We start from the raw sequence: 20,471 nt of genomic DNA, 5'->3' as shown, positions 1-20,471 counted from the left end.
CATGTGTTCCTCACGACTTCTGCCGCACGATTTGATAACGACGGCCCAGGTACCAGACCGGCGCGCTGACCATGTGCACCAGGCGGGTAAACGGGAACAGCACGAACAGGGTCAGACCCAGCGCCACGTGGGCCTTGTAGATCAGCGACACCGGTGCAATCGACTCCGCCGCCTGCACTGGCCGCAGCAACACCACGTTCTGCGCCCAATCGGCGAGCATCACCATCACCGAGCCGTCCATATGCCCGGTGGAGGCCACAATGGTCAGCAAGCCCAGCAGCAACTGCGCGAGCAGTACCAGCAGGATCAGAATGTCGGACGCGCTCGACGTAGCCCGCACACGCGGGTCACTCAGACGACGCTTGATCAGCATCAGCAACCCCACCAGGCACAGCAGGCCGAAAAAACCGCCGGAGACCATTGCCAGCAGTTGCTTGTTTTCCGTGCTGATCACGTGGTGGTACACCGACGCGGGCGTCAGCAAGCCGACAAAGTGCCCGGCCAGCACAAACAGCACGCCGATATGGAAGAAGTTGCTCGCCACGCGCATGCCACGGTTGTTCAGCATCTGGCTGGAGCCGGCCTTCCAGGTGTACTGCGACAGGTCGAACCGCGCCCAACTGCCCAACAGGCAGATCGCCAGGGCCACATAAGGGTACACCCCGAATACCAGCAAATTCCACTTAGACATTACCCACCTCCCCGGCAGGCAGCACGGCCCGCCCTTCCTGCTGAAAATCCACCCAGTGCAACGGCACGGCGCTTTCTTCCCGCGCCTTGCCCGGAGCGCTCGGCAGCGCACTGCAACGGTCCTGCTGTTCGGCCTGCATGAAGTCCACGGCCTCTTCTTCCCACACCTTGTCAAGGGCTTCGAGGGAGTCGTCACGCGGCTCGGCAGCGACCTGGGCGCGCACTTCGGCCACCGCCTGGTGCGGCTCGGCGCCGGCGATTTGCAGCAGTGCCCGGAAGCAACTGGCATAGGCGCTTTCACGTTCTTCGAGGCGCGCCGCGAGCAACGCCAGCAAGTGCGCCACATCCGCCAGGCCCTCGCGGGCCTCGATGTCCTCGCGGGTGGAGAGAAACTCCAGGTACAGCGGGATGAAGTCGGGCAGCTCCTTGACGCCGATGGCAAAACCAGCCGCCTCGTACTGGGCCATCATGTCGACCATCGCCTGACCACGGTCGCGGGATTCGCCGTGCACATGCTCGAACAGCAACAACGACAGCGAACGCCCGCGCCCGAACAACGCGCCGTAGTGTTCCTGGCCATCCATCAGGTCGTTAGCGCAGATCAGCTCCAGCAGTTCGAACAAGGCGCCGCGTTGTTTGGGACTGATTTCCCGTGACTCGATAATCGCCTGCTCCAGCTCATCGCGGCCGCTCACCAGGTGTTCCGTGGGATAGTCCAGCAGCAGCGAGATCACTTTAAGAATGCGCATGGTTCAGTCCTCCCAGATCTGTACGGTTTTCAACACGTCGCGGCGGTTGGCCTTCTTCGCGCCGAACATATTGGTGTCGGAACTGCCGCTGCAGCCGCTGCCAAAGCTGAAACCACAGCCCGAACGCTCAGCGAAGGCATCGCTCATGGCGTCCTCGCGGTGGGCGCTTGGCACTACAAAGCGGTCCTCGTAATTAGCGATGGCCAGGTAGCGATACATCTCTTCCACTTGCGGCACGCTCAAGCCCACGTCTTCAAGGACTTGCAGGTCCTGGACGCCGTCCACCTGCTGGGAACGCTTGAAGGCGCGCATTGCCAGCAGGCGCTTGAGGGCACGCTTGACCGGCTTTTCATCGCCCGCCGTGAGCATGTTGGCCAGGTAACGCAAAGGAATGCGCAGGCTGTCCACATCCGGGATCACCCCATTCATGCCCACGGTGCCGGCAGCGGCGGCGTTCTGGATCGGCGACAGCGGCGGCACGTACCAGACCATCGGCAAGGTGCGGTATTCCGGGTGCAGCGGCAGCGCGAGCTTCCAGTCCACCGCCATTTTGTAGACGGGCGAGCGCTGCGCCGAGTCGATCACCGACTGCGGCACGCCATCGGCCAGGGCCTGACGGATCACAGCCGGGTCATTCGGGTCGAGGAAGATCTCCAGCTGTTTCTCGTACAAGTCGTGCTCGTTGGCGGTGCTGGCGACTTCGCTGATGCGGTCGGCGTCGTACAGCAGAACACCGAGATAGCGGATACGGCCGACACAGGTTTCGGCGCACACCGTGGGCATGCCGGCTTCGATGCGCGGGTAGCAGAAGATGCACTTTTCGGACTTGCCGCTCTTCCAGTTGAAGTAGATTTTCTTGTACGGGCAACCGCTGATGCACATGCGCCAGCCGCGACATTTTTCCTGGTCGATCAGCACAATGCCGTCTTCTTCACGCTTGTAGATCGCACCGCTGGGGCATGACGCTGCGCATGCCGGGTTGAGGCAGTGCTCGCACAGGCGCGGCAGGTACATCATGAAGGTGTTTTCGTACTCGCCGTAGATATCGGCCTGGATCTGGTCGAAGTTCTTGTCCTTGCGGCGCTTGGCGAACTCAGTGCCGAGGATCTCCTCCCAGTTGGGCCCCCACTCGATTTTCTGCATGCGCTTGCCCGACACCACCGAACGCGGGCGCGCGGTGGGCTGGTGTTCGCCCAGGGGCGCGGTGTGCAAGTGCTGGTAGTCGAAGTCGAACGGCTCGTAGTAGTCGTCCAGGCTAGGCAAGTCTGGGTTGGCGAAGATGTTTGCCAGCACGCGGAATTTGCCGCCGATACGCGGGTTGATCGTGCCATTGGCGTTACGGATCCAGCCGCCCTTCCACTTGTCCTGGTTCTCCCATTCTTTGGGGTAGCCGATGCCGGGCTTGGATTCGACGTTGTTGAACCAGGCGTATTCCATGCCTTCGCGGCTGGTCCACACGTTCTTGCAGGTGATCGAGCAAGTGTGGCAGCCGATGCATTTGTCCAGGTTCAGCACCATGCCGATCTGTGAGCGAATTTTCATCTCAGTTCTCCTCGATATCGGTCGGCAATGGGCGTGGCAGATCATCGCCGTCGGAGCCATCGAGCCAATCGACCTTGGCCATCTTGCGCACCACGACGAACTCATCGCGATTGCAGCCGACCGTGCCGTAGTAGTTGAAGCCGTAGGCCTGCTGGGCATAACCGCCGATCATATGGGTCGGTTTGAGCACCACGCGGGTCACCGAGTTGTGGTGGCCGCCGCGGGTTTTGGTGGTCTCCGAACCCGGCACGTTCACGATGCGTTCCTGGGCGTGATACATCATCACCATGCCCTCCTTGACCCGCTGGCTCACCACCGCACGGGCGGTGAGCGCGCCGTTGACGTTGAAGCACTCAATCCAATCGTTGTCCTCGATACCGGCGCGCTGGGCGTCGATTTCCGAGAGCCACACGATCGGCCCCCCACGGCTCAGGGTGAGCATCAGCAGGTTGTCGCTGTAGGTGCTGTGGATCCCCCATTTCTGGTGCGGGGTGATCCAGTTCAGTACGATCTCGGTCTCGCCATTACTGCGCTTGCCCTTCACCCCTTCGATGGTGCGGGTGTTGACCGGTGGTCGATAGCTCATCAACTGCTCGCCGAATGCCTGCATCCACGGGTGATCCTGGTAGAACTGCTGGCGCCCGGTGAGGGTGCGCCATGGGATGTTTTCATGGACGTTGGTGTAGCCGGCGTTGTAGCTCACGTGATCGTCTTCCAGGCCCGACCAGGTGGGGCTGGAAATGATCTTGCGTGGCTGCGCCTGGATGTCGCGGAAGCGGATCGCCTCGTGAGCCTTGGGCAATGCCAGGTGGCTGTGGTCGATGCCGGTGAACTCCGACAGCGCAGCCCAGGCCTTGACAGCCACGTGGCCGTTGGTTTCCGGGGCCAGGGACAGGATCACTTCGGCGGCGTCGATGGCCGTGTCGATTTTCGGCCGCCCCAGGCTGATGCCCGCGTCGCCTTCGTGATGGTTCAGTTCACCGAGGAATTTCACTTCCTCATCGGTATTCCAGTTGATGCCCTTGCCGCCATTGCCGAGTTTTTCCAGCAGCGGGCCAAGGGAGGTGAATTTCTTGTAGATATTCGGGTAGTCGCGCTCCACCACCGCCATGTTCGGCGCGTTCTTGCCCGGCACTGGTGCCACACCGGCACTTTTCCAGTCAGTGCCGCCGAAAGGCTGGGCCAACTCGCCGACGCTGTCATGCATCAGCGGCACGGTGACCAGGTCCTTCTCGACACCCAGGTGGCCGACCGCCATGGCCGAGAACGCCTTGGCGATGCCCTTGTAGATGTCCCAATCGGACCGCGACTCCCACGCCGGGTCGATAGCTGCCGACAACGGGTGGATGAACGGGTGCATGTCCGAGGTGTTCATGTCGTCTTTTTCGTACCAGGTGGCGGTCGGCAAGACGATGTCGGAATACACACAGGTGGACGACATGCGGAAGTCCAACGTGGTCACCAGATCGAGTTTGCCGATGGCACCATCGTCAACCCACTCGGCTTCGGTGGGCTTGCTTTCGCCGCCAAAACCGATGTCTTCGTTCATCACGCCGTTCTTGGTGCCCAGCAGGTACTTGAGCATGTACTCATGGCCCTTGCCCGACGAACCGAGCAGGTTGGAACGCCAGATAAACATGTTGCGCGGGAAGTTCGCCGGGCTGTCCGGTTGCTCGCAGGCAAAGCGTAGGGTGCCGTCCTGCCAGGCCTTGACCACATAGTCTTTGGGATCCATGCCAACAGCAGCCGCCTCACGGCAGATGTGCAACGGGTTGGTGTTGAGTTGCGGCGCGCTCGGCAGCCAGCCGGCGCGCTCGGCGCGGATGTTGTAGTCCAGGGCGTGGGTGGGGAACTGCGACTTGTCCGCCATGGGCGAGAGCACATCGTGCATGTTCATTTTTTCGTGGCGCCACTGCGAGCTATGGCCGTAGAAGAAGCTGGTACCATTCATCTGCCGGGGTGGGCGGCTCCAGTCTAGGCCGAACGCCAGGGGCAGCCAGCCGCATTGCGGGCGCAGTTTTTCCTGGCCGACGTAGTGGGCCCAGCCGCCGCCGGTCTGGCCGACGCAACCGCAGAGCATGAGCATGTTGATCAGCCCGCGGTAGTTCATGTCCATGTGGTACCAGTGGTTCATCGCCGCACCGACGATGATCATCGAGCGGCCCTTAGTCTTGTCGGCGTTGTCGGCGAACTCACGGGCGATCTGGATGGCTTTCTCGCGGCTGACGCCGGTGATCGCTTCCTGCCACGCCGGGGTGCCGGGCACACTGGCGTCGTCGTAGTCCTTGGCAACGTTGCTGCCGCCCAGGCCACGGTCGATGGCCAGGTTGGCGGCCGACAGGTCGAACACCGTGGCGACCTTGGCCACGCTGCCATCGGCCAACGTCACGCTGTGCACCGGCACGCGGCGAAACTGCACGGCATCGCCCGCCACGTGCTGGAAGTGCTCGTGGGATTCGCCGGCAAAATACGGGAAGCCCACCTCCGCTACGTCCGCCCCCATCAGGCTCAGTTTGAGGTCGATGGCGCGACCTTCCCCGCCTTCCTTGGCGAGGATGTTCCACTTGCCCTTCTCGCCCCAGCGATAGCCGATGGAACCTTGGGGCGAGACCAGCTCGCCGCTTTCGTCAAGGGCAATGGTTTTCCATTCCGGGTTATTGTCCTGGCCAAGGTTGTCCACAAGGTCCGAGGCACGCAGGAAGCGGTCAGGCTGGAACCCGGCGCCCGGTGCAAAACCGGTCACGGGCTTGAGCATCACCAGCACCGGCAAGTCGGTGAAGCGCTTGGCGTAGTCGGTGAAATAGGGGCTTGGGTGGTCGAGGTGAAACTCCTTGAAGATCACGTGATTGAAGGCCTGGGCCAACGCGGCGTCGGTACCCTGCTTGGGGTTGAGCCACAGATCAGTGAGCTTGGCCACTTCCGAATAATCGGGGGTGATGGCCACGGTCTTGGTGCCCTTGTAGCGCACCTCGGTGAAAAAGTGCGCGTCCGGTGTACGGGTCTGCGGGACGTTGGAACCCCAGGCGATGATGTAGTTGGAGTTGTACCAGTCGGCCGATTCCGGCACGTCGGTCTGCTCGCCCCACACCATCGGCGAAGCCGGTGGCAGGTCGCAGTACCAGTCATAGAAACTCAGACACACCCCGCCGAGCAGTGACAGGTAACGTGAGCCGGCGGCGTAGCTGACCATGGACATGGCCGGGATCGGCGAGAAGCCGACGATGCGGTCCGGGCCGTACTGCTTGATGGTGTAGACGTTGGAAGCGGCGATGATCTCGTTCACTTCGTCCCAGTTGGAGCGGATGAATCCCCCCATGCCACGCTTGCTCTTGTAGGACTCGGCCTTGGCCTTGTCCTCGACAATGCTCGCCCAGGCGTCTACCGGGGCCAGGGTCAGGCGCGCTTCACGCCACAGTTTGAGCAGTGGTTTGCGAATTTTCGGGTACTTGAGCCGGTTGGCGCTGTAGATGTACCAGCTGTAGCTGGCGCCACGCGGGCAGCCTCGGGGTTCGTGGTTGGGCAAGTCGTTGCGGGTACGCGGGTAGTCGGTCTGCTGGGTTTCCCAGGTAATCAGGCCGTTTTTCACGTAGATCTTCCACGAACAGGAACCGGTGCAGTTCACCCCGTGGGTGGAGCGCACGATCTTGTCGTACTGCCAGCGCGAACGGTAGACGTTCTCCCAATCGCGGGACTCTTTGCGGGTCTCGCCGTGGCCCTCGGAGAACTCGTTTTGCTTGCGGTTGAAGAACCGCAGTTGATCCAGTAGGTGACTCATGATGCTTTCCTCATCAGGCGTGCCGTGGGGTGCGTTGCCCCGCGAATTCGGGTCGGACTAGCAGGGTGTGGCGCAGCCTTTGCGGGCGTACCACCACCAGGTCACGACGATGCAGCTCAGGTAGAAACCGACAAACAGGTAGAAGGCCATGGCCGGGCTGCCGGTGGCGGCCATGGAACTGCCGAAGGATTTGGGAATGAAGAACGCGCCGAACGCGCCCATGGCCGAGCTGAACCCGAGCACGGCGGCGGATTCCTTGCTGGCGTCCTTCAAGGCCTGTTCACGCACGGCGGCGGGTTTGCCGACACTGGCTTTTTCGTGGAGGGTGCGGAAGATCACCGGGATCATGCGGAAGGTGGAGCCGTTGCCGATGCCGGTGGTGATGAACAGCAGCATAAACAGGCCGAGAAAACCGTAGAAGTTGCCGCCCTGCTGGTTCTGCGGCAAAAAGTGCAGCACGCCGAACACCATCACGATCATCAGCACGAAGTTCCACAGGGTCACTCGCGCGCCGCCCAGCTTGTCGGCCAGCCAGCCGCCCAGTGGCCGCACCAGTGCGCCAACCAGTGGGCCGAGGAAGGCGAACTTCAGCGCTACCACGTCCGGAAACGAGGTCTTGATCAGCAGCGGAAACGCCGCCGAGAAGCCGATGAACGAACCGAAAGTCGCCAGGTACAACCAGCACATCAGCCAGTTGTGCTTGCGCTTGAAGATCACCGCCTGGTCGCTGAACGACGCGCGGGCGCTGGATAGGTCATTCATGCCGAACCACGCCGCCACGGTGACGAGGATGATGAATGGCACCCAGATGAAGCCGGCGTTCTGCAGCCACAGTTGGCTACCGTCCGCCAGGGTTTGCGGTTGCCCGCCGATCAGCCCGAATACCCCAAAGGTGATCACCAACGGCACGCAGAACTGCATCACCGAAACGCCCAGGTTGCCCAGGCCGGCGTTCAACCCCAGGGCGGTGCCCTGCTGGGCCTTAGGGTAGAAGAAGCTGATGTTGGACATGCTGGAGGCAAAGTTGCCGCCGCCAAAACCGCAGAGTAAGGCGATCAACACGAAGACGCTGTAAGGCGTGTTCGGATCCTGCACCGCAAAGCCCATCCACAGTGACGGCAGCAAGAGCGACGCGGTGCTCAGGGCGGTCCAGCGGCGCCCGCCGAAGATCGGCACCATGAACGAGTAGAACACCCGCAACGTCGCGCCGGACAAACCCGGCAGCGCCGCGAGCCAGAACAACTGGTCAGTGGTGAAGCTGAAGCCAATGGCGTTGAGGCGCACAATCACCGTGCTCCACACCATCCACACTGCAAAGGCCAGCAAAAGCGCAGGGATCGAAATCCACAAGTTGCGGGTGGCGGTCTTCTTGCCGCTGGCGCCCCAGAACGCCGGGTCTTCAGGGCGCCAGTCGTGGATCACCGGCCCCGATTCGGGCTTTTGCGCGATAGACATGATCATTCTCCTTGGAGCGCTTGTTTGCCGAGCAACGGCTGTTTACGGATCTCGCTGATGTACATCCAGGTCAGGGAGACCCAGACCACGCCGTACATCAACATGAAGCAGGAGGAGCGCACACCGGTGAGGTCCACCAGGGCGCCGAATAGAATCGGCAGTACAAAGCCGCCCAGGCCGCCGGCCAGGCCGACAATGCCGGACACCGCGCCCATGTTCTGCGGGTAGTCATTGGCGATGTACTTGAACACCGAGGCCTTGCCGAACGCGAAGGCGATGCCCATCACGAACAGCAGCACGGTGAACAGGGTGGCGTTGAGGCCGAGATGGAAATAGACGGGCCCGTTGACGGTCATCACTTGCAACTGCGTCTGCGGATAGCTGAGCAGGAAAAGGCAGATCCAGCTCACCCACAGCACCCACCAGGTCACGCTGTGTGCGCCCCAGCGGTCGGACATCCAGCCGCCCACCGCCCGCAACACACCGCCAGGCAAGGAAAAACACGCGGCCAGCAGTGCGGCGCTTTGCAGGCTGAAGCCGTATTCCTGCACGTAGTACTTGGTCATCCACAACGCCAGGGCCACGTAGCCGCCGAACACAATCGAGTAGTACTGGCAGTAGCGCCACACAGCCGGGTCTTTGAGGCACAGCAGTTGCTGACGCAGGGTGGCGCCGCCAGCACTGCGGTGGGCCTTGTTTTCGCGGGTGAGGAACCAGAACAACAGCGCGGTGACAAACAGGATCGCGCTGAACACCTTGGGCACCAGGTGCCAGGTGCCGAGGGCGATCAGCGCCGGGGCCAGAAATTTGGTGACGGCAGCGCCGGCATTACCCGCGCCGAACACGCCCATGGCAAACCCTTGGTTCTCTTTATCGAACCACTTGGCGACATAGGCGATGCCTACTGAAAACGAGCCGCCGGCCAAACCGACAAACAGGCCCAGCACCAGGAACTGCCAATACGCCGTGGCGTAGGTGATCAGGTACAGCGGCAGTACACAGGCGAGCATCAACACAAAGAACACGATGCGCCCGCCGAAACGGTCGGTCAGCAACCCGAGGGGCAGGCGCACCAGGGAACCGGTCAATACCGGGGTGGCGGCCAACAGGCCGAACTGGGTTTCGTTGAGTTGCAGCAGGTCCTTGATGGGCACGCCGAGCACGGCGAACATCATCCACACCATAAAGCAGACGGTGAAGGCCAGGGTGCTCATGCCCAGCACCAGGCCTTGTCTCATACGGGGTTGAGTCACGGTATGCGCTCCAGAAAGTGATTCCATGAGCGCAGGTTAGGGGCGACCCCCTCGCAGAACTTGACCCAGATCAACGTGGGCCGGTTGGGTATGGCGCTATGCTGGCCCCGTCTACCTCCAAGGAGGTAGCCCGCAAGACAAGAGAAAGCCTTTATTTATCAATGGATTGTTCTCTTGTGCCGGCTTTTGTCCGTGGGAGGGTTCGCCGGCAATTCTTTAGAGGTAGTGCGCCAGGGAAGGCCATCTCCCCCCCTTTCCCGCTCCAGGTGCGACCATGCTGCTCTGCTGCCCCCTTCAACTGTGCCGTCATGTTTGACTGGCTGCGCAGCTCCCTGCCCGCCCGCGCCGGTCTGGCGGTGATCCTGATTGCGATCCTGGCCCTGGCCAGTTCCCTCAGCGCCGGGCTGATCGCCTGGTTCAGCCAGGGCGACGCCGCCGCGATCAACACCGCGGGCTCGGTGCGCATGGAGACCTATCACCTCAGCTGGAAACTGGCGGCCGGTGCACGCCCGGATGAGGTCGCCGAGGTCAGCCAGAGCCTGCAACGGCGCCTCGACAGCCAGTCGCTCAAGGCGGTGCTCGAAGACGGCCCCCACAGCGCCCTGCTACAGAGCTACCAGCAGATCCAGCGGCGCTGGAACGACGAGCTGCGCCCGGCGGTGATGCGCGGCGATGCGGTGCTGTTCCAGGCCAGCGCGCCGGCGTTCGTCGAGCAACTGAACCAGTTCGTCAGCCTGTTGCAGCAACAGAGCGAGCACAAGCAAAGCTGGCAGCAAGCGATCCAGGGACTGGCGTTGTTCAGCACCTTGATCATCCTGCTGATCGGCCTCTACGAGTTGCAGTACGGCGTGGTCACGCCCTTGCAGGAACTGGTGCACGCCACTCGGCGCTTTCGCGATGGCAACTACCAGACCCGCGTCAACCACCGTTCCGAGGACGAACTGGGCCAACTGGCCCTGAGCTTCAACGCCATGGCCGAGACCATCGAGGCCTCCCACCGCACTCTGGAAGCCCAGGTGCAGCTCAAAACTCTCAACCTGCAACAAGCCAATGCCGCCCTGGAATTGCTTTACCAGAGCAGCCGCAGCCTGGCCACGCGCCTGGCCAATGCCGAAGGCCTGGATGAACTGATCCGGCGCTTCCAGAAACGCCTGCCGGGCTTGCGCCTGTCGCTGTGCCTGCAAGGTCACTTCCTCGCACCGGCGCAGCAGATGCTGGCGCTGCATGGCGAGCACAGCCGCAACGTCTGCGCGATCGGCGACTGCGCGACGTGCGAACGCCACCACGCGGCGCCGCCAGAGGTATTCAGCATCAGCAACCAGGGCGCAGAACTGGGCGAACTCAAGGCGCACTTCCTCGACGGCCACCCCCCGCAGGATTGGGAAAAACAACTGATCCAGGCCCTGGCCAACCTGATCGGCACCTCGCTGTCTCTCAAGCGCCAGCGGGAACAGGACCACCGCCTGTTACTGCTGGAGGAGCGCACCATCATCGCCCGCGAACTGCACGACTCCCTGGCCCAGGCACTGTCCTACATGAAGCTACAAGTGAGCCGCATGCAGACCCTGATCCGCCGTGGCGAGCCCGTGGAAACCCTGGCCTGCGTCACCAGTGAATTGCGTGACGGCCTCAATAACGCCTACCGCCAACTGCGCGAACTGCTCACCACCTTCCGCTTGCAGATCCATGACGCCGGGTTGGTGCAGGAGCTGCGGGAGACCGCCGAAGAGTTCTCCCGCCGTGGCGAGTTCCAGGTACACCTGCACGTGGACGCCTTGGCATTCCAGCTGTCGGCCAGTGAACAGATCCACGTGCTGCAGATCACCCGCGAAGCCCTGTCCAATTGCCTGCGCCACGCTCATGCGCAAAATGCCTGGCTGCAACTGCGCCAGGTTGGTGAGACCGTGAGCCTTTGCATCGAAGACGATGGGCGTGGCTTCGGCGGCGACGTCGACCAACGCGAACACCACGGCCTGACCATCATGGACGAGCGCGCACGCAGCCTGCACGGCCATCTCGACATCAGCCCGCGTGAGCCCCAGGGCACGCGGGTGCAATTGCGTTTCCAGCCGGAATTTCTTGGCCACTCTCTACAAGGCACCGCCTCATGAACACCGCTATTCGCCACCGAATCCTGTTGGTCGACGACCACCCGATGATGCGTCACGGCATGCGTCAGATGCTTGAACTGGAAGACGATTTGCACGTGGTTGGTGAGGCCGGTAACGGCCAGGAGGCCCTTGATCAGATCGCTACGTTGCAACCGGACCTGGTGTTACTGGACAACAACATGCCGCACATGAAAGGCCTGGAGACACTGCGTCGCCTGCGGGCCATGAACTATGCGGGGAAGGTGCTGCTGTTTACCGTGTCCGACGCGGAGGACGATATTCGTGATGCGCTACGACTGGATGCCAATGGTTATCTGCTCAAGGACATGGAACCGGAGTTGGTGGTGGAGTTCATCCGTGATGCCTTGCAGGGAGCCTTGGTGATCAGCCCTGGCTTGACCCGCGTACTGGCCCAGGCATTGCGTTCGCCGCAGCCGCATGCGGCGGTGGAGCTGACTGAGCGGGAGAGGCAGGTGTTGAGGACCATTGCCGGGGGGTACAGCAATAAGGTGATCGGGCATAAGCTGGGGATTACCGAGGGGACGGTGAAGGTGCATGTGAAGAATGTGCTGCATAAGCTGGGGTTGAGGTCGCGGGTGGAGGCGGCGGTTTGGGCGATGGAGCATCTGAGGCAGGCGGGGTGACAGGGGCTTGTGGGCATATCCGTTATTGGGGTGATCGCGGGTATGGGTTCCGCAGCAACGGATATGCCCACAGTCAAACAGCCAACCCAGCCCTCTCCAACCCCCACCACAACCACCCCGGCAACACATCCGAATCCAGACTATCAATCAGATTCTTCAACCCCAACCCCAATTCCGTATCCCCTTCAATCACCAATCGCCGCCGAAAAAACAACGTATCCGGGTCCTCCTGCCGACTGGCCAACAACAAAAACTCCCGCCAATTCCCACTGATCGTCACCTCGGCAGCAGCCTTCGAAGCCACCCGCAACCCCTCCCGTCCCAACGTCAGATACCAACACACCCCCAAATCCGCAACACGCAGGCACATCCAACGCCCACGCAGCAGATCGAAACCTCCATCGCGCAAAGGCTCCGCCAAACACCGATTAAGCCCCTGCTCCAACACCAACCGCTGCGCGGCAAACGGCACCCGCCGAATCAACGGCAACACCCGATCCACGCCCTTGAGCACCCACTGCTTGCGACTCAACACCCCACCACCTCCTCAACCCGCAACATTCCTGCCTGCCCATGCCAATAACCATTGCACCCGTCCACAAACAACGGCGGCAGGGCTCCCTGGCGCACTTGATCAAAGGCACGCACCACATCAGCCATCCCTTCAGCCCGCGGGCTCAGGCGCAGTAAATCGGCACCACACGAAACCAAACCGGGATAGTCAGCCAGCAAGTTGGTCACATCGGCAGACATCGTCTGAATCCCATTCAAGGTAAACAACGCCTGCCCTTCCTGACTGGTCAACGCCATGCCATCCAGATAGTTGATACAGCAGAACTGGCAATCATCCTTCGGCCGGTTCTCCGCCCGCGCAGTGAAACAACGCGCCGAGTACGCCAGGGGCAGATGCCCGTAGGCGAAGATCTCCACTTCGGGCAATGGCCTCCCCAGTTCACGCACTTGCTCCAGCACATCGGCGATCAGATCGTGGGAGCACTCCACTGGCGGCACCCAACGCTGCATTCCCGCATCGAGCAACTGCACCAACGCGTGGCCGTTGTAGAGATTGAGTGCCGGGCCACCGACAAAGGGCAATTTGCGCTCGATCAGTAACTGCACCGCGCCCATGTCGTTTGCCTCCACCAAAAAATCGCCGTTGTCACACAGCCGTCGCAGGCTGGACAGTTCGGAGGCGGCTTCGATCAAGGTGAGGCTCGACAATACGATCTGCGCCGAGCTGCACGCTTGCAATTCGCGGCCCAGGCCCAGCCATTGATCCAGGTTGAACGCGCGGCGTTTGGAACACACCGTTTCCCCCAGGTAAATCACATCCAGGGGCAAGCCGGCCATGTCGGCATAGAAGCGCCCCAGGTGAGCTTTGTCCCAATAAAACAGCACCGGTCCCAGGCTGAGTTTCATCTGTGTCTCCTCACTGCCACGCACGATGGTAAGCACCCAAGGTGGTCTGGCTGCCTTCGGAAAGCCCGGCGAGCACCTGGCGCCATGGGGCCTTGACCACAAAGCTCGCGGGGTTGGCGCGGTGGGCGTCGAGGGCCGCACGCCACACACGGGTGACTTGCTCCACATAGGCCGGGCTGCGCTGCCGGCCTTCGATCTTTACCGCTTCCACGCCGATGGCGCTGAGTTCGGGCAGCAGGTCGAGGGTGTCGAGGCTGGTGGGTTCTTCCAGCGCGTGGAAGCGCTTGCCGCCCACCAGGAAACGGCCCTTGCACAAGGTCGGGTAGCCAGCAGGTTCGTCCGGGGTATAGCGGTCGATCAGCACGTCGCTGAGCCGTGCGCTGAGGCCGTCGGCGTCGTCGCTCCAGCGCACGGCCTTGGCCGGCGAGCACACGCCACAGAGGTTGGGCGACTCGCCGGTGATATACGACGACAAATGGCAACGCCCCTCAGCCATGATGCACAGGCTGCCAAAACCGAACACCTCAATGGGCACGGTGCCGCTGGCCGCCACCTGTCTGACCTGGGCCAGGGACAGCACCCGTGGCAGCACGGCACGGCGGATGCCGTAGTGTTCGACGTAGAACTTCAACGCTGCCGCATGGGTGGCCGAGCCTTGCACCGAGAGGTGCAACGCCATGTGCGGATGGCGTCGCGCGGCATAGCCCAGTACGCCAGGGTCGCCCGCGATCAAGGCATCGACGCCATGATCGGCGGCACGGTCCACTGCGCGTTGCCAGCGCGGCCAGATCTTCGGTTGCGGGTAGGTGTTGACCGCCACATAGAGCTTGCGCTGGTGCTGGCGGATATGGGCGACAGCGGCATCGAACTGCTTGTCGTCCATGTTCAGCCCCGCAAAGTGCCGAGCATTGGTGTCATCGCGAAACCCTACGTACACCGCATCGGCGCCTTGGCGCACGGCGGCTTTCAGCGCAGGCAGGTTACCCGCCGGACAAACCAGTTGCATGACCGCTCCTTATTCAAAACCGGTGAAGGGCAGGAAAGACACTGCCGCTCCCTTGGATACTTGCTGCTCGCGCTCGATGATCACTAGACCATCGGCCCAGCAGGCGGCGACGAGCATCGCCGAGCTTTGCTGGGGGTGCAGGACGGCGCGCAATTGCCCGTCGCTGCCGGGGCTCAGCCGTGCGCGCAGGTATTGGCGGCGCTTGTTGGGTTTCACCCATTCAAACGCGGCGGGCACGCTGATGGACACTGGCAACACTCGCTCCGCGCCTTGAGCAAGCAAAAGGAATGGGCGCACTACGATCAGCGTGGTCACCAGCGCAGCCGTCGGGTTACCCGGCAGGCCAATCCAGGGTTTACCCGCCACCTGACCGAACGCCAGCGGCTTGCCGGGCTGGATTGCCAAGCGCCAGAACTCGATCTTGCCCAGCGCTTGGATCGCTTGCTTGAGGTGGTCCTCTTCGCCCACCGACACACCGCCAGTCGTCAGCAGCAAATCGCATTCGGAAGAGGCCAGCAGCAGCGCATCACGACTGGCCGCGAGAGCGTCTGCCATCACCCCGTAATCGTGAACCGTGACGCCCCAGCCGCGCAGCAGCGCCGCGACCAGATAGCGATTGCTGTTGTAGATCTGCCCTGGCGCCAGGGACTCACCCGGCTCGCGCAGTTCATCACCGCTGCTGAGCAGGCACACGCGCAGTGGCCGGAAGACCTTGACCCGCGGTATGCCCGCGGCCGCCAGCAAGCCGATTTCCTGGGCACGCAGGCGTTTACCGGCACTCATCACACGCTGCCCGCGTTGCAACTCTTCGCCGCGCCTGCGTACGTGTTCGCCCAGGCGCACCGGCGGGCACCAGATGCGCTGACCGTAAACGCGGCAGCGCTCCTGGGGCACCACGCTGTCGGCACCTGGGGGCAGCGGCGCACCGGTAAAGATCCGCACGGTTTGCCCCGGCTGCAACGGCACGTCACTGCTATGCCCCGCGGCGATCCGTCCAACCACTTGCAAATGACCGCCCTGCTCCGGCACATCGAACGCGCGCAGCGCATAGCCGTCCATGGCGCTGTTGCTCCAGCCCGGCAGGTCGATCGGTGAAAACACCTCTTCGGCAGTGACACGCCCGAGGGCCTCGGTCAACGCAATCACCTCAGTGGGCGGTGGTGGCGGTGCCTGAGCCAGCAACCGGTCGATGGCCTCCTCCACCGGCAGCAGGTCGCCGCTGTCGCACAGGCTCATGACCGTACCCCACAGGCTTGAAGCGGTTGATCGAGTTGCGGCTTGAGGTGCGGCGCGAAGTTACACGGGCCGGTGCGGCTGTCCAGTTGGCCGACCAGGATCTGGTCCCAGGCAGTCCGACAGGCGCCCGGCGAACCGGGCATGCAGCACACCAGCACGCCATTGCTGACCCCTGCCAGGGCGCGGGACTGCAAGGTGGACATGCCGATTTGCGCCAAAGACACCTGCCGGAACAACTCGCCAAACCCGTCTACCTGTTTGTCCAGCAACGGCAGCACGGCCTGAGGGGTGTTGTCACGGGCGGTAAAGCCAGTGCCGCCGGTCATCAGTACAACTTGTACGTGAGGGTCAGCGATCCACTGGGAGACCCGTGCGCGGATCTGGTAGATGTCATCCATCACGATGCTACGGTCGATCAGCCTATGTCCGGCGTCTTTCAGGCGGTCCACCAGGGTTTGCCCGGAGGTGTCGGTGTCGTAGGTGCGGGTATCGCTGATGGTCAGCACCGCGATATGCAGGGAGACAAAACTGCGTTGGGTCAGATGGGCCATGGTCCAGGCTCCAGGTATTGAAAAGATGCATCCAGCCTGCGCCGCAATGAGCGCAGGGCCTATTCCTCGAAGGAGGTATGCCGTCAGGGAGCCAGGCGCGTGCGCTGCCACTCGCCGTCCAGCAGGCGGTAGTCGAGGCGGTCATGCAGACGGTTGGGACGGCCCTGCCAGAACTCGATGCGCCGGGGTTGCAGGCAGAAACCACCCCAATGTTCGGGCCGAGGCGGCTGGCGCCCGGCGAAGCGCTCGGTGACCTCACGCAGGCGTCCTTCCAACTCGCTGCGATGGGCCAGGGGCTGGCTCTGGGGTGAGGCCCAGCTGCCCAGTTGGCTGGCGGTCGGACGCGCCTCGAAGTAGTCGTCCGACAGTTGCGCAGCGGCCTTCACCACCGGCCCTTCGATACGGACCTGACGCTCCAGGCCCGGCCAGAAAAACGTCATGGCGGCATGGGGGTTGTCCGCCAACTCCTGGCCCTTGGCACTCTGGTAATTACCAAAAAAGAAAAACCCGTCGACGCTGAACCCCTTGAGCAACAGGATGCGGCAATGGGCATGCCCGTGGCTGTCCACCGTGGCCAGGGCCATGCTGTTGGCTTCCGCCGGGGGCACTTCGGTCTTGCGTGCCTGGTCCAGCCACTGGCCAAACAATGCCAACGGGTCGGCCTGCGCACAATCGTCGCGAAGACCGTAAAGGGTGTAGTTGCGGCGCAATTGCGCAAGGGACAGGGGCATGGCGCGGTCCTCCAGAAAGTTCGCCACAGTGTGGGAACTGCCGCGCCGCTATCCCTTGACCGCGGTCAACACTCCGCCGCGGCATGACGCCGCATCGCGGTTCACCACAACGACTTGGCGAGGACCGTCAACCGATGAACCATCCACAACACAGAAGACATTGACCTCTCCTAGCCCGGATGCCCATCGACCCGCGCCTGCCACAGCATCGGTCCATAGCGCCACAGGTACAGGCCCAACCCAATGGACCAGCAAAATCCTGCCAACCACAGGGCTGCCAAGGGCCAAACCAGCACCAACCACACGCGGCATACACACGCCAGGTTCAGCAACGCGAAAGCCAGCGTCATGCCTGGTGGCGGCTGCAACGGTCGACCGGTATGGCCCAGGCTGACCCGTGCGATCATCGCCAGGATCAACCCAGCCATCGCACCAATGGTCAGCGCGTGCACCGCCAGGCTTGGATTGAAGGCGGCACCGAAATGCCACAGCGCCATGCCCAGGCACGCCAGCGCGAGCCAGGCATAGGCCAGGTGCAGAGACCACAGCAGCGGTACTCGCCACAGGCCGCGATCCTGCCAGCGCAGCCAGCGCAGCAGATGGCCCAGGCCCAACGCGGCGAATAGCACGCCAACCCAGAGACTAGGCATCAAGGCCCATCCGTTGGCATACAACAGCGCCACCAGAATCGACCCGCTCAGCAACAGGTGGTCCAACCACGGCCAGGGCTTGACGGCTTCGGCCCGGCCCAGGCCACGCTGGGTAAAAAACGGAATCACACGGCCACCGATCAGGCCCATCATCGCCGCGACGAGCCATAAGCCGGTCAGAACCGACTGGCGCTGCAACGCTGGGTCGGACAGCGATAGCCCGTCAGCCAAGGCCAGCAACACCAGCACCAGCACAATCGGGTAATTGCGCGTCTGCCGGACCTTCCACAGCGTCCACCCCATCACCCCGGCAACTGCCAATGGGAAGCTCAACTCCAGCACGGCCAGCAACGGCATCGGAACATTCAGCAACCAGCCCACGCGAGCCGCCAGCCACAGTGCCGCCAACACCGCCAAGGGCGTCCCGCTGAGGCCGGCGCGCCCGGTCCAGGTCTGCACCGCCGTCAGCAAAAAACCGGCGATGATCGCCAGGCCAAAGCCGAACAGCAACTCATGCCGATGCCAGGCCAGCCAGCCGCCGGCCGGTTGCCACTCGCCAGTCAGCCCGCCCAGGGCCAACAGCCACAACGGCACCACCAGCGCCGCCAACAGGCACGCGCCGAGAAAAAATGGCCGGAAGGCCAGGCGCAACAACGGGGTAATCGACATTGCCTTGCGCCGATCCAGTACGTGCATGCCACGGCTCCTCAACTCATTATCGGTCTATCTATCGAGGGTTTTACCAAGTGAGGTAAAACATGCCCTTGGCCAACACCACAATCGCAACCATATGCGCAAACAAACTCAAGTGCACAAACCGCAGATAGCGCGGCCCTACACGCCCCAGGCGCATACGCAGCATTGTCAGCAGAAAGTGCAGCAGCACACTGGCGGCGAGGGTCAACTTAACGGTCAGCAAAGTCCCGAAGGACGAAGCGAAAGGCGCGGTCAGCACTGGCAAGTAACGCAGCCAGACCATGCCCAGCCCCGCGCCGAACAGCACCAGTAATACCCAGGGCATCATCACCCTGGCGCGTTGACCGACGCCTTGCTCCACCAGCACCATCACCCGCGCAGGCAATTGGTGGTGCAGGCGTGCCAGGATCAGCACTTCGAAAAACACTGTGCCGATAAAAATCAACGCAGCGAAGAGGTGCGCCAGCAGAAACAGTAGGTAAGGCATGATGGCCTCGCGGGGGGTACCGGAACACCAGTGTGACGACCTGCCAGCGTGCACACCTTGATTCCGGTCAACCCATCACATCAACGGGATGCTGTAGCTGACAATCAGCCGCGTCTCGTCCTTGTCCGCCGTGTCGTTGCCGCGCAGCACCGCGCTGCGCCAGGTAAAGCCCAGGCCTTTCAAGGTGCCGGTGGGGATCACGTAATCCAGGCGCAGGTCACGCTCCCACTCACTGTTGTCGCGGCCGACAGTGCGGATGTGGCTGCCGTGGATATACGTCACGCTGGAGCGCAACCCCGGCACGCCCAGGCCGGCAAAGTCATAGGCATAGCTGCCAACCGTGGCTTGCTCACCGGCATTCACGAACTTGAGCGACTGGGAATTGGTGATCAGGTAGAGCGAGCGGCCCTGGCCCTGGTTGATGTGCGGGAAGTCACTTTGCCCGGTGGTTTTCTGGTAGCCCAAGCTCAGCGAATGCCCGCTCAAGGCATAGGTGAACATGGCGCTCCACAAGCGGTTGTCGACTTTGCCGGCGTTGACGCCAGGCCCGTAGTAGCCCGAGCTGACATAACCTTCGCCGCGCCCGGCAACGCTGCCATTCTTGCCGTCGGCGGTGCTGTAGAAATACCGCAGGTCGCTCTTGAGTTGGCCCACCGGCAGTTGCCAGTTATGCACCAAGCCGAGGAAATGCTGCTGGTAAAAGTTCTCCAGGCTGGCGTAGTAGTACTGCACCTGCAGCCGTTTGCTCACGGCGTAATCCACACCGCCGTAGTAGAACTGGTTGCTGGCCTTACCCTTGACCGGGTCATTGGCCCCAGCAATCGACAAGCCTTGGCCGTTACTGGAGTTCCGGTCCATCACCTGCTCGATCTTGCCCGCGATCAGATTGACGTCCCTGAAGTCCTTGGACTCCACCTGATAGCCCCGAAAGGTCTGGGGCAACAGGCGACCGTCCTCAGTGGTCAGCACCGGCAGCTTGGGCATCAGGTTGCCGGCTTTGAGTTGCGTCTGGGCGATACGCAGTTTGCCGGTGACGCCGGTCTTGCTGAAATCATGGACGGCCTTGCCGTCGTCCAGCGGGAAAACGCTGCCGGGGGTGTTGTCTGCACCGGCCTTGCCGGCCCGGCCCGAGGCGTCCAGGCGCAGGCCGTACCACTCTTGCAGATCCAGGCCCAGGCCGACCGTGCCCTCGGTGAAACCGGACTGGTAATTGAACATGAAGGCCTGGCCCCACTCCTTGTCCGAGGCGGCCTTGGCGTTGCGGGTGTCCTGGTTGTAGTAGAAGTTGCGCAGGTCGAGACTGGCTTTGCTGTCGTCGATAAAACCCGACGCAGCCGCCTGCTGCGCAGCGCCGAGGGAGACGGCGAGCGCCAGGCAAGTCTTGTGGTTCATGAAGGCTCCGAGAAGTGATTGAGGCGACACCGTCGGCGTTCAGCCTGTTCTTGTTGCAGGCCTCTAACGTGTGACATTCGACGG

17 protein-coding genes are annotated in these 20,471 nt (G+C 62.5%); 2 read left to right on the top strand and 15 right to left on the bottom strand.

The window, feature by feature from the left end:
* Positions 1-10 precede the first annotated feature (10 nt).
* The 6 genes from narI to AB4O08_RS25200 are packed head-to-tail and all read right to left on the bottom strand — an operon-like array spanning position 11 to position 9,464.
* A complete protein-coding gene (gene narI / locus AB4O08_RS25225; RefSeq protein WP_010209832.1) occupies positions 11-691 on the bottom strand; it encodes a respiratory nitrate reductase subunit gamma in 681 nt (226 codons plus the stop codon).
* Complete coding sequence (gene narJ / locus AB4O08_RS25220) at positions 684-1,439, bottom strand: nitrate reductase molybdenum cofactor assembly chaperone (RefSeq protein WP_010209831.1); 756 nt, start codon at positions 1,437-1,439, stop codon at positions 684-686. Before narJ ends, narI begins: the two co-directional genes overlap by 8 nt.
* A gap of 3 nt (positions 1,440-1,442) precedes the next feature.
* Positions 1,443-2,981 (bottom strand): nitrate reductase subunit beta, encoded by a 1,539-nt coding sequence (gene narH / locus AB4O08_RS25215; protein WP_010209830.1) that lies wholly within the window; start codon positions 2,979-2,981, stop codon positions 1,443-1,445.
* 1 nt (position 2,982) lies between these two features.
* A complete protein-coding gene (locus AB4O08_RS25210; RefSeq protein WP_460114473.1) occupies positions 2,983-6,756 on the bottom strand; it encodes a nitrate reductase subunit alpha in 3,774 nt (1,257 codons plus the stop codon).
* 57 nt (positions 6,757-6,813) lie between these two features.
* Positions 6,814-8,211, bottom strand: coding sequence for a NarK family nitrate/nitrite MFS transporter (locus AB4O08_RS25205; RefSeq protein WP_042572197.1), 1,398 nt, complete (start codon positions 8,209-8,211; stop codon positions 6,814-6,816).
* A 2-nt stretch (positions 8,212-8,213) separates the two neighbouring features.
* Positions 8,214-9,464, bottom strand: a complete 1,251-nt coding sequence (locus AB4O08_RS25200) for an MFS transporter (protein WP_029529118.1) — start codon at positions 9,462-9,464, stop codon at positions 8,214-8,216.
* Between the two features lie 308 nt (positions 9,465-9,772).
* Here AB4O08_RS25200 and AB4O08_RS25195 point away from each other — a divergent pair, with 308 nt between their 5' ends.
* Entirely contained in the window at positions 9,773-11,575 is a 1,803-nt protein-coding gene (locus tag AB4O08_RS25195) for a HAMP domain-containing protein (RefSeq protein WP_021492292.1), read from the top strand.
* Positions 11,572-12,219 (top strand): two-component system response regulator NarL, encoded by a 648-nt coding sequence (narL, locus tag AB4O08_RS25190; protein WP_460114472.1) that lies wholly within the window; start codon positions 11,572-11,574, stop codon positions 12,217-12,219. Before AB4O08_RS25195 ends, narL begins: the two co-directional genes overlap by 4 nt.
* Positions 12,220-12,292: 73 nt before the next feature.
* On the opposite strand, the gene ubiT is transcribed toward narL, so the two are convergent.
* From ubiT to AB4O08_RS25145, 9 genes are all read right to left on the bottom strand, one after another.
* On the bottom strand, positions 12,293-12,754 hold the full coding sequence (gene ubiT / locus AB4O08_RS25185) for a ubiquinone anaerobic biosynthesis accessory factor UbiT (RefSeq protein ID WP_010209816.1): 462 nt from the start codon (positions 12,752-12,754) through the stop codon (positions 12,293-12,295).
* Complete coding sequence (locus AB4O08_RS25180; protein ID WP_042572196.1) at positions 12,748-13,638, bottom strand: U32 family peptidase; 891 nt, start codon at positions 13,636-13,638, stop codon at positions 12,748-12,750. The genes ubiT and AB4O08_RS25180 overlap by 7 nt, the downstream gene beginning before the upstream one ends.
* Positions 13,639-13,648: 10 nt before the next feature.
* Entirely contained in the window at positions 13,649-14,644 is a 996-nt protein-coding gene (gene ubiU / locus AB4O08_RS25175) for a ubiquinone anaerobic biosynthesis protein UbiU (protein WP_045791980.1), read from the bottom strand.
* Positions 14,645-14,653: 9 nt separating this feature from the next.
* Positions 14,654-15,880, bottom strand: a complete 1,227-nt coding sequence (locus tag AB4O08_RS25170) for a molybdopterin molybdotransferase MoeA (protein ID WP_460114471.1) — start codon at positions 15,878-15,880, stop codon at positions 14,654-14,656.
* On the bottom strand, positions 15,877-16,431 hold the full coding sequence (moaB, locus tag AB4O08_RS25165; protein WP_010209811.1) for a molybdenum cofactor biosynthesis protein B: 555 nt from the start codon (positions 16,429-16,431) through the stop codon (positions 15,877-15,879). Before moaB ends, AB4O08_RS25170 begins: the two co-directional genes overlap by 4 nt.
* 83 nt (positions 16,432-16,514) lie before the next feature.
* On the bottom strand, positions 16,515-17,162 hold the full coding sequence (gene pdxH / locus AB4O08_RS25160) for a pyridoxamine 5'-phosphate oxidase (protein ID WP_010209810.1): 648 nt from the start codon (positions 17,160-17,162) through the stop codon (positions 16,515-16,517).
* 170 nt (positions 17,163-17,332) lie between these two features.
* Positions 17,333-18,508 carry an NnrS family protein gene (locus AB4O08_RS25155; protein WP_460114470.1) on the bottom strand — a complete coding sequence of 392 codons (1,176 nt, stop codon included), beginning with the start codon at positions 18,506-18,508 and terminating at the stop codon, positions 17,333-17,335.
* 43 nt (positions 18,509-18,551) lie between these two features.
* Complete coding sequence (locus AB4O08_RS25150; RefSeq protein WP_010209808.1) at positions 18,552-18,995, bottom strand: membrane protein; 444 nt, start codon at positions 18,993-18,995, stop codon at positions 18,552-18,554.
* Between the two features lie 75 nt (positions 18,996-19,070).
* The gene (locus AB4O08_RS25145) at positions 19,071-20,387 is read right to left on the bottom strand and encodes an OprD family porin (RefSeq protein ID WP_010209807.1); all 1,317 of its coding nucleotides are present in this window, start codon (positions 20,385-20,387) and stop codon (positions 19,071-19,073) included.
* Between the last annotated feature and the right edge of the window lie 84 nt (positions 20,388-20,471).

The organism is Pseudomonas sp. H3_E07, assembly GCF_054668895.1.
This window is presented reverse-complemented; position numbering and strand designations above follow the sequence as displayed.

Bases quoted from the DNA above. Each gene is read 5' to 3' on its own strand.
- narI (WP_010209832.1), bottom strand. From the start codon at position 691: ATGTCTAAGTGGAATTTGCTGGTATTCGGGGTGTACCCTTATGTGGCC.
- narJ (WP_010209831.1), bottom strand. From the start codon at position 1,439: ATGCGCATTCTTAAAGTGATCTCGCTGCTGCTGGACTATCCCACGGAA.
- narH (WP_010209830.1), bottom strand. From the start codon at position 2,981: ATGAAAATTCGCTCACAGATCGGCATGGTGCTGAACCTGGACAAATGC.
- AB4O08_RS25210 (WP_460114473.1), bottom strand. From the start codon at position 6,756: ATGAGTCACCTACTGGATCAACTGCGGTTCTTCAACCGCAAGCAAAAC.
- AB4O08_RS25205 (WP_042572197.1), bottom strand. From the start codon at position 8,211: ATGTCTATCGCGCAAAAGCCCGAATCGGGGCCGGTGATCCACGACTGG.
- AB4O08_RS25195 (WP_021492292.1), top strand. From the start codon at position 9,773: ATGTTTGACTGGCTGCGCAGCTCCCTGCCCGCCCGCGCCGGTCTGGCG.
- narL (WP_460114472.1), top strand. From the start codon at position 11,572: ATGAACACCGCTATTCGCCACCGAATCCTGTTGGTCGACGACCACCCG.
- AB4O08_RS25180 (WP_042572196.1), bottom strand. From the start codon at position 13,638: ATGAAACTCAGCCTGGGACCGGTGCTGTTTTATTGGGACAAAGCTCAC.
- ubiU (WP_045791980.1), bottom strand. From the start codon at position 14,644: ATGCAACTGGTTTGTCCGGCGGGTAACCTGCCTGCGCTGAAAGCCGCC.
- AB4O08_RS25170 (WP_460114471.1), bottom strand. From the start codon at position 15,880: ATGAGCCTGTGCGACAGCGGCGACCTGCTGCCGGTGGAGGAGGCCATC.
- moaB (WP_010209811.1), bottom strand. From the start codon at position 16,431: ATGGCCCATCTGACCCAACGCAGTTTTGTCTCCCTGCATATCGCGGTG.
- pdxH (WP_010209810.1), bottom strand. From the start codon at position 17,162: ATGCCCCTGTCCCTTGCGCAATTGCGCCGCAACTACACCCTTTACGGT.
- AB4O08_RS25155 (WP_460114470.1), bottom strand. From the start codon at position 18,508: ATGCACGTACTGGATCGGCGCAAGGCAATGTCGATTACCCCGTTGTTG.
- AB4O08_RS25150 (WP_010209808.1), bottom strand. From the start codon at position 18,995: ATGCCTTACCTACTGTTTCTGCTGGCGCACCTCTTCGCTGCGTTGATT.
- AB4O08_RS25145 (WP_010209807.1), bottom strand. From the start codon at position 20,387: ATGAACCACAAGACTTGCCTGGCGCTCGCCGTCTCCCTCGGCGCTGCG.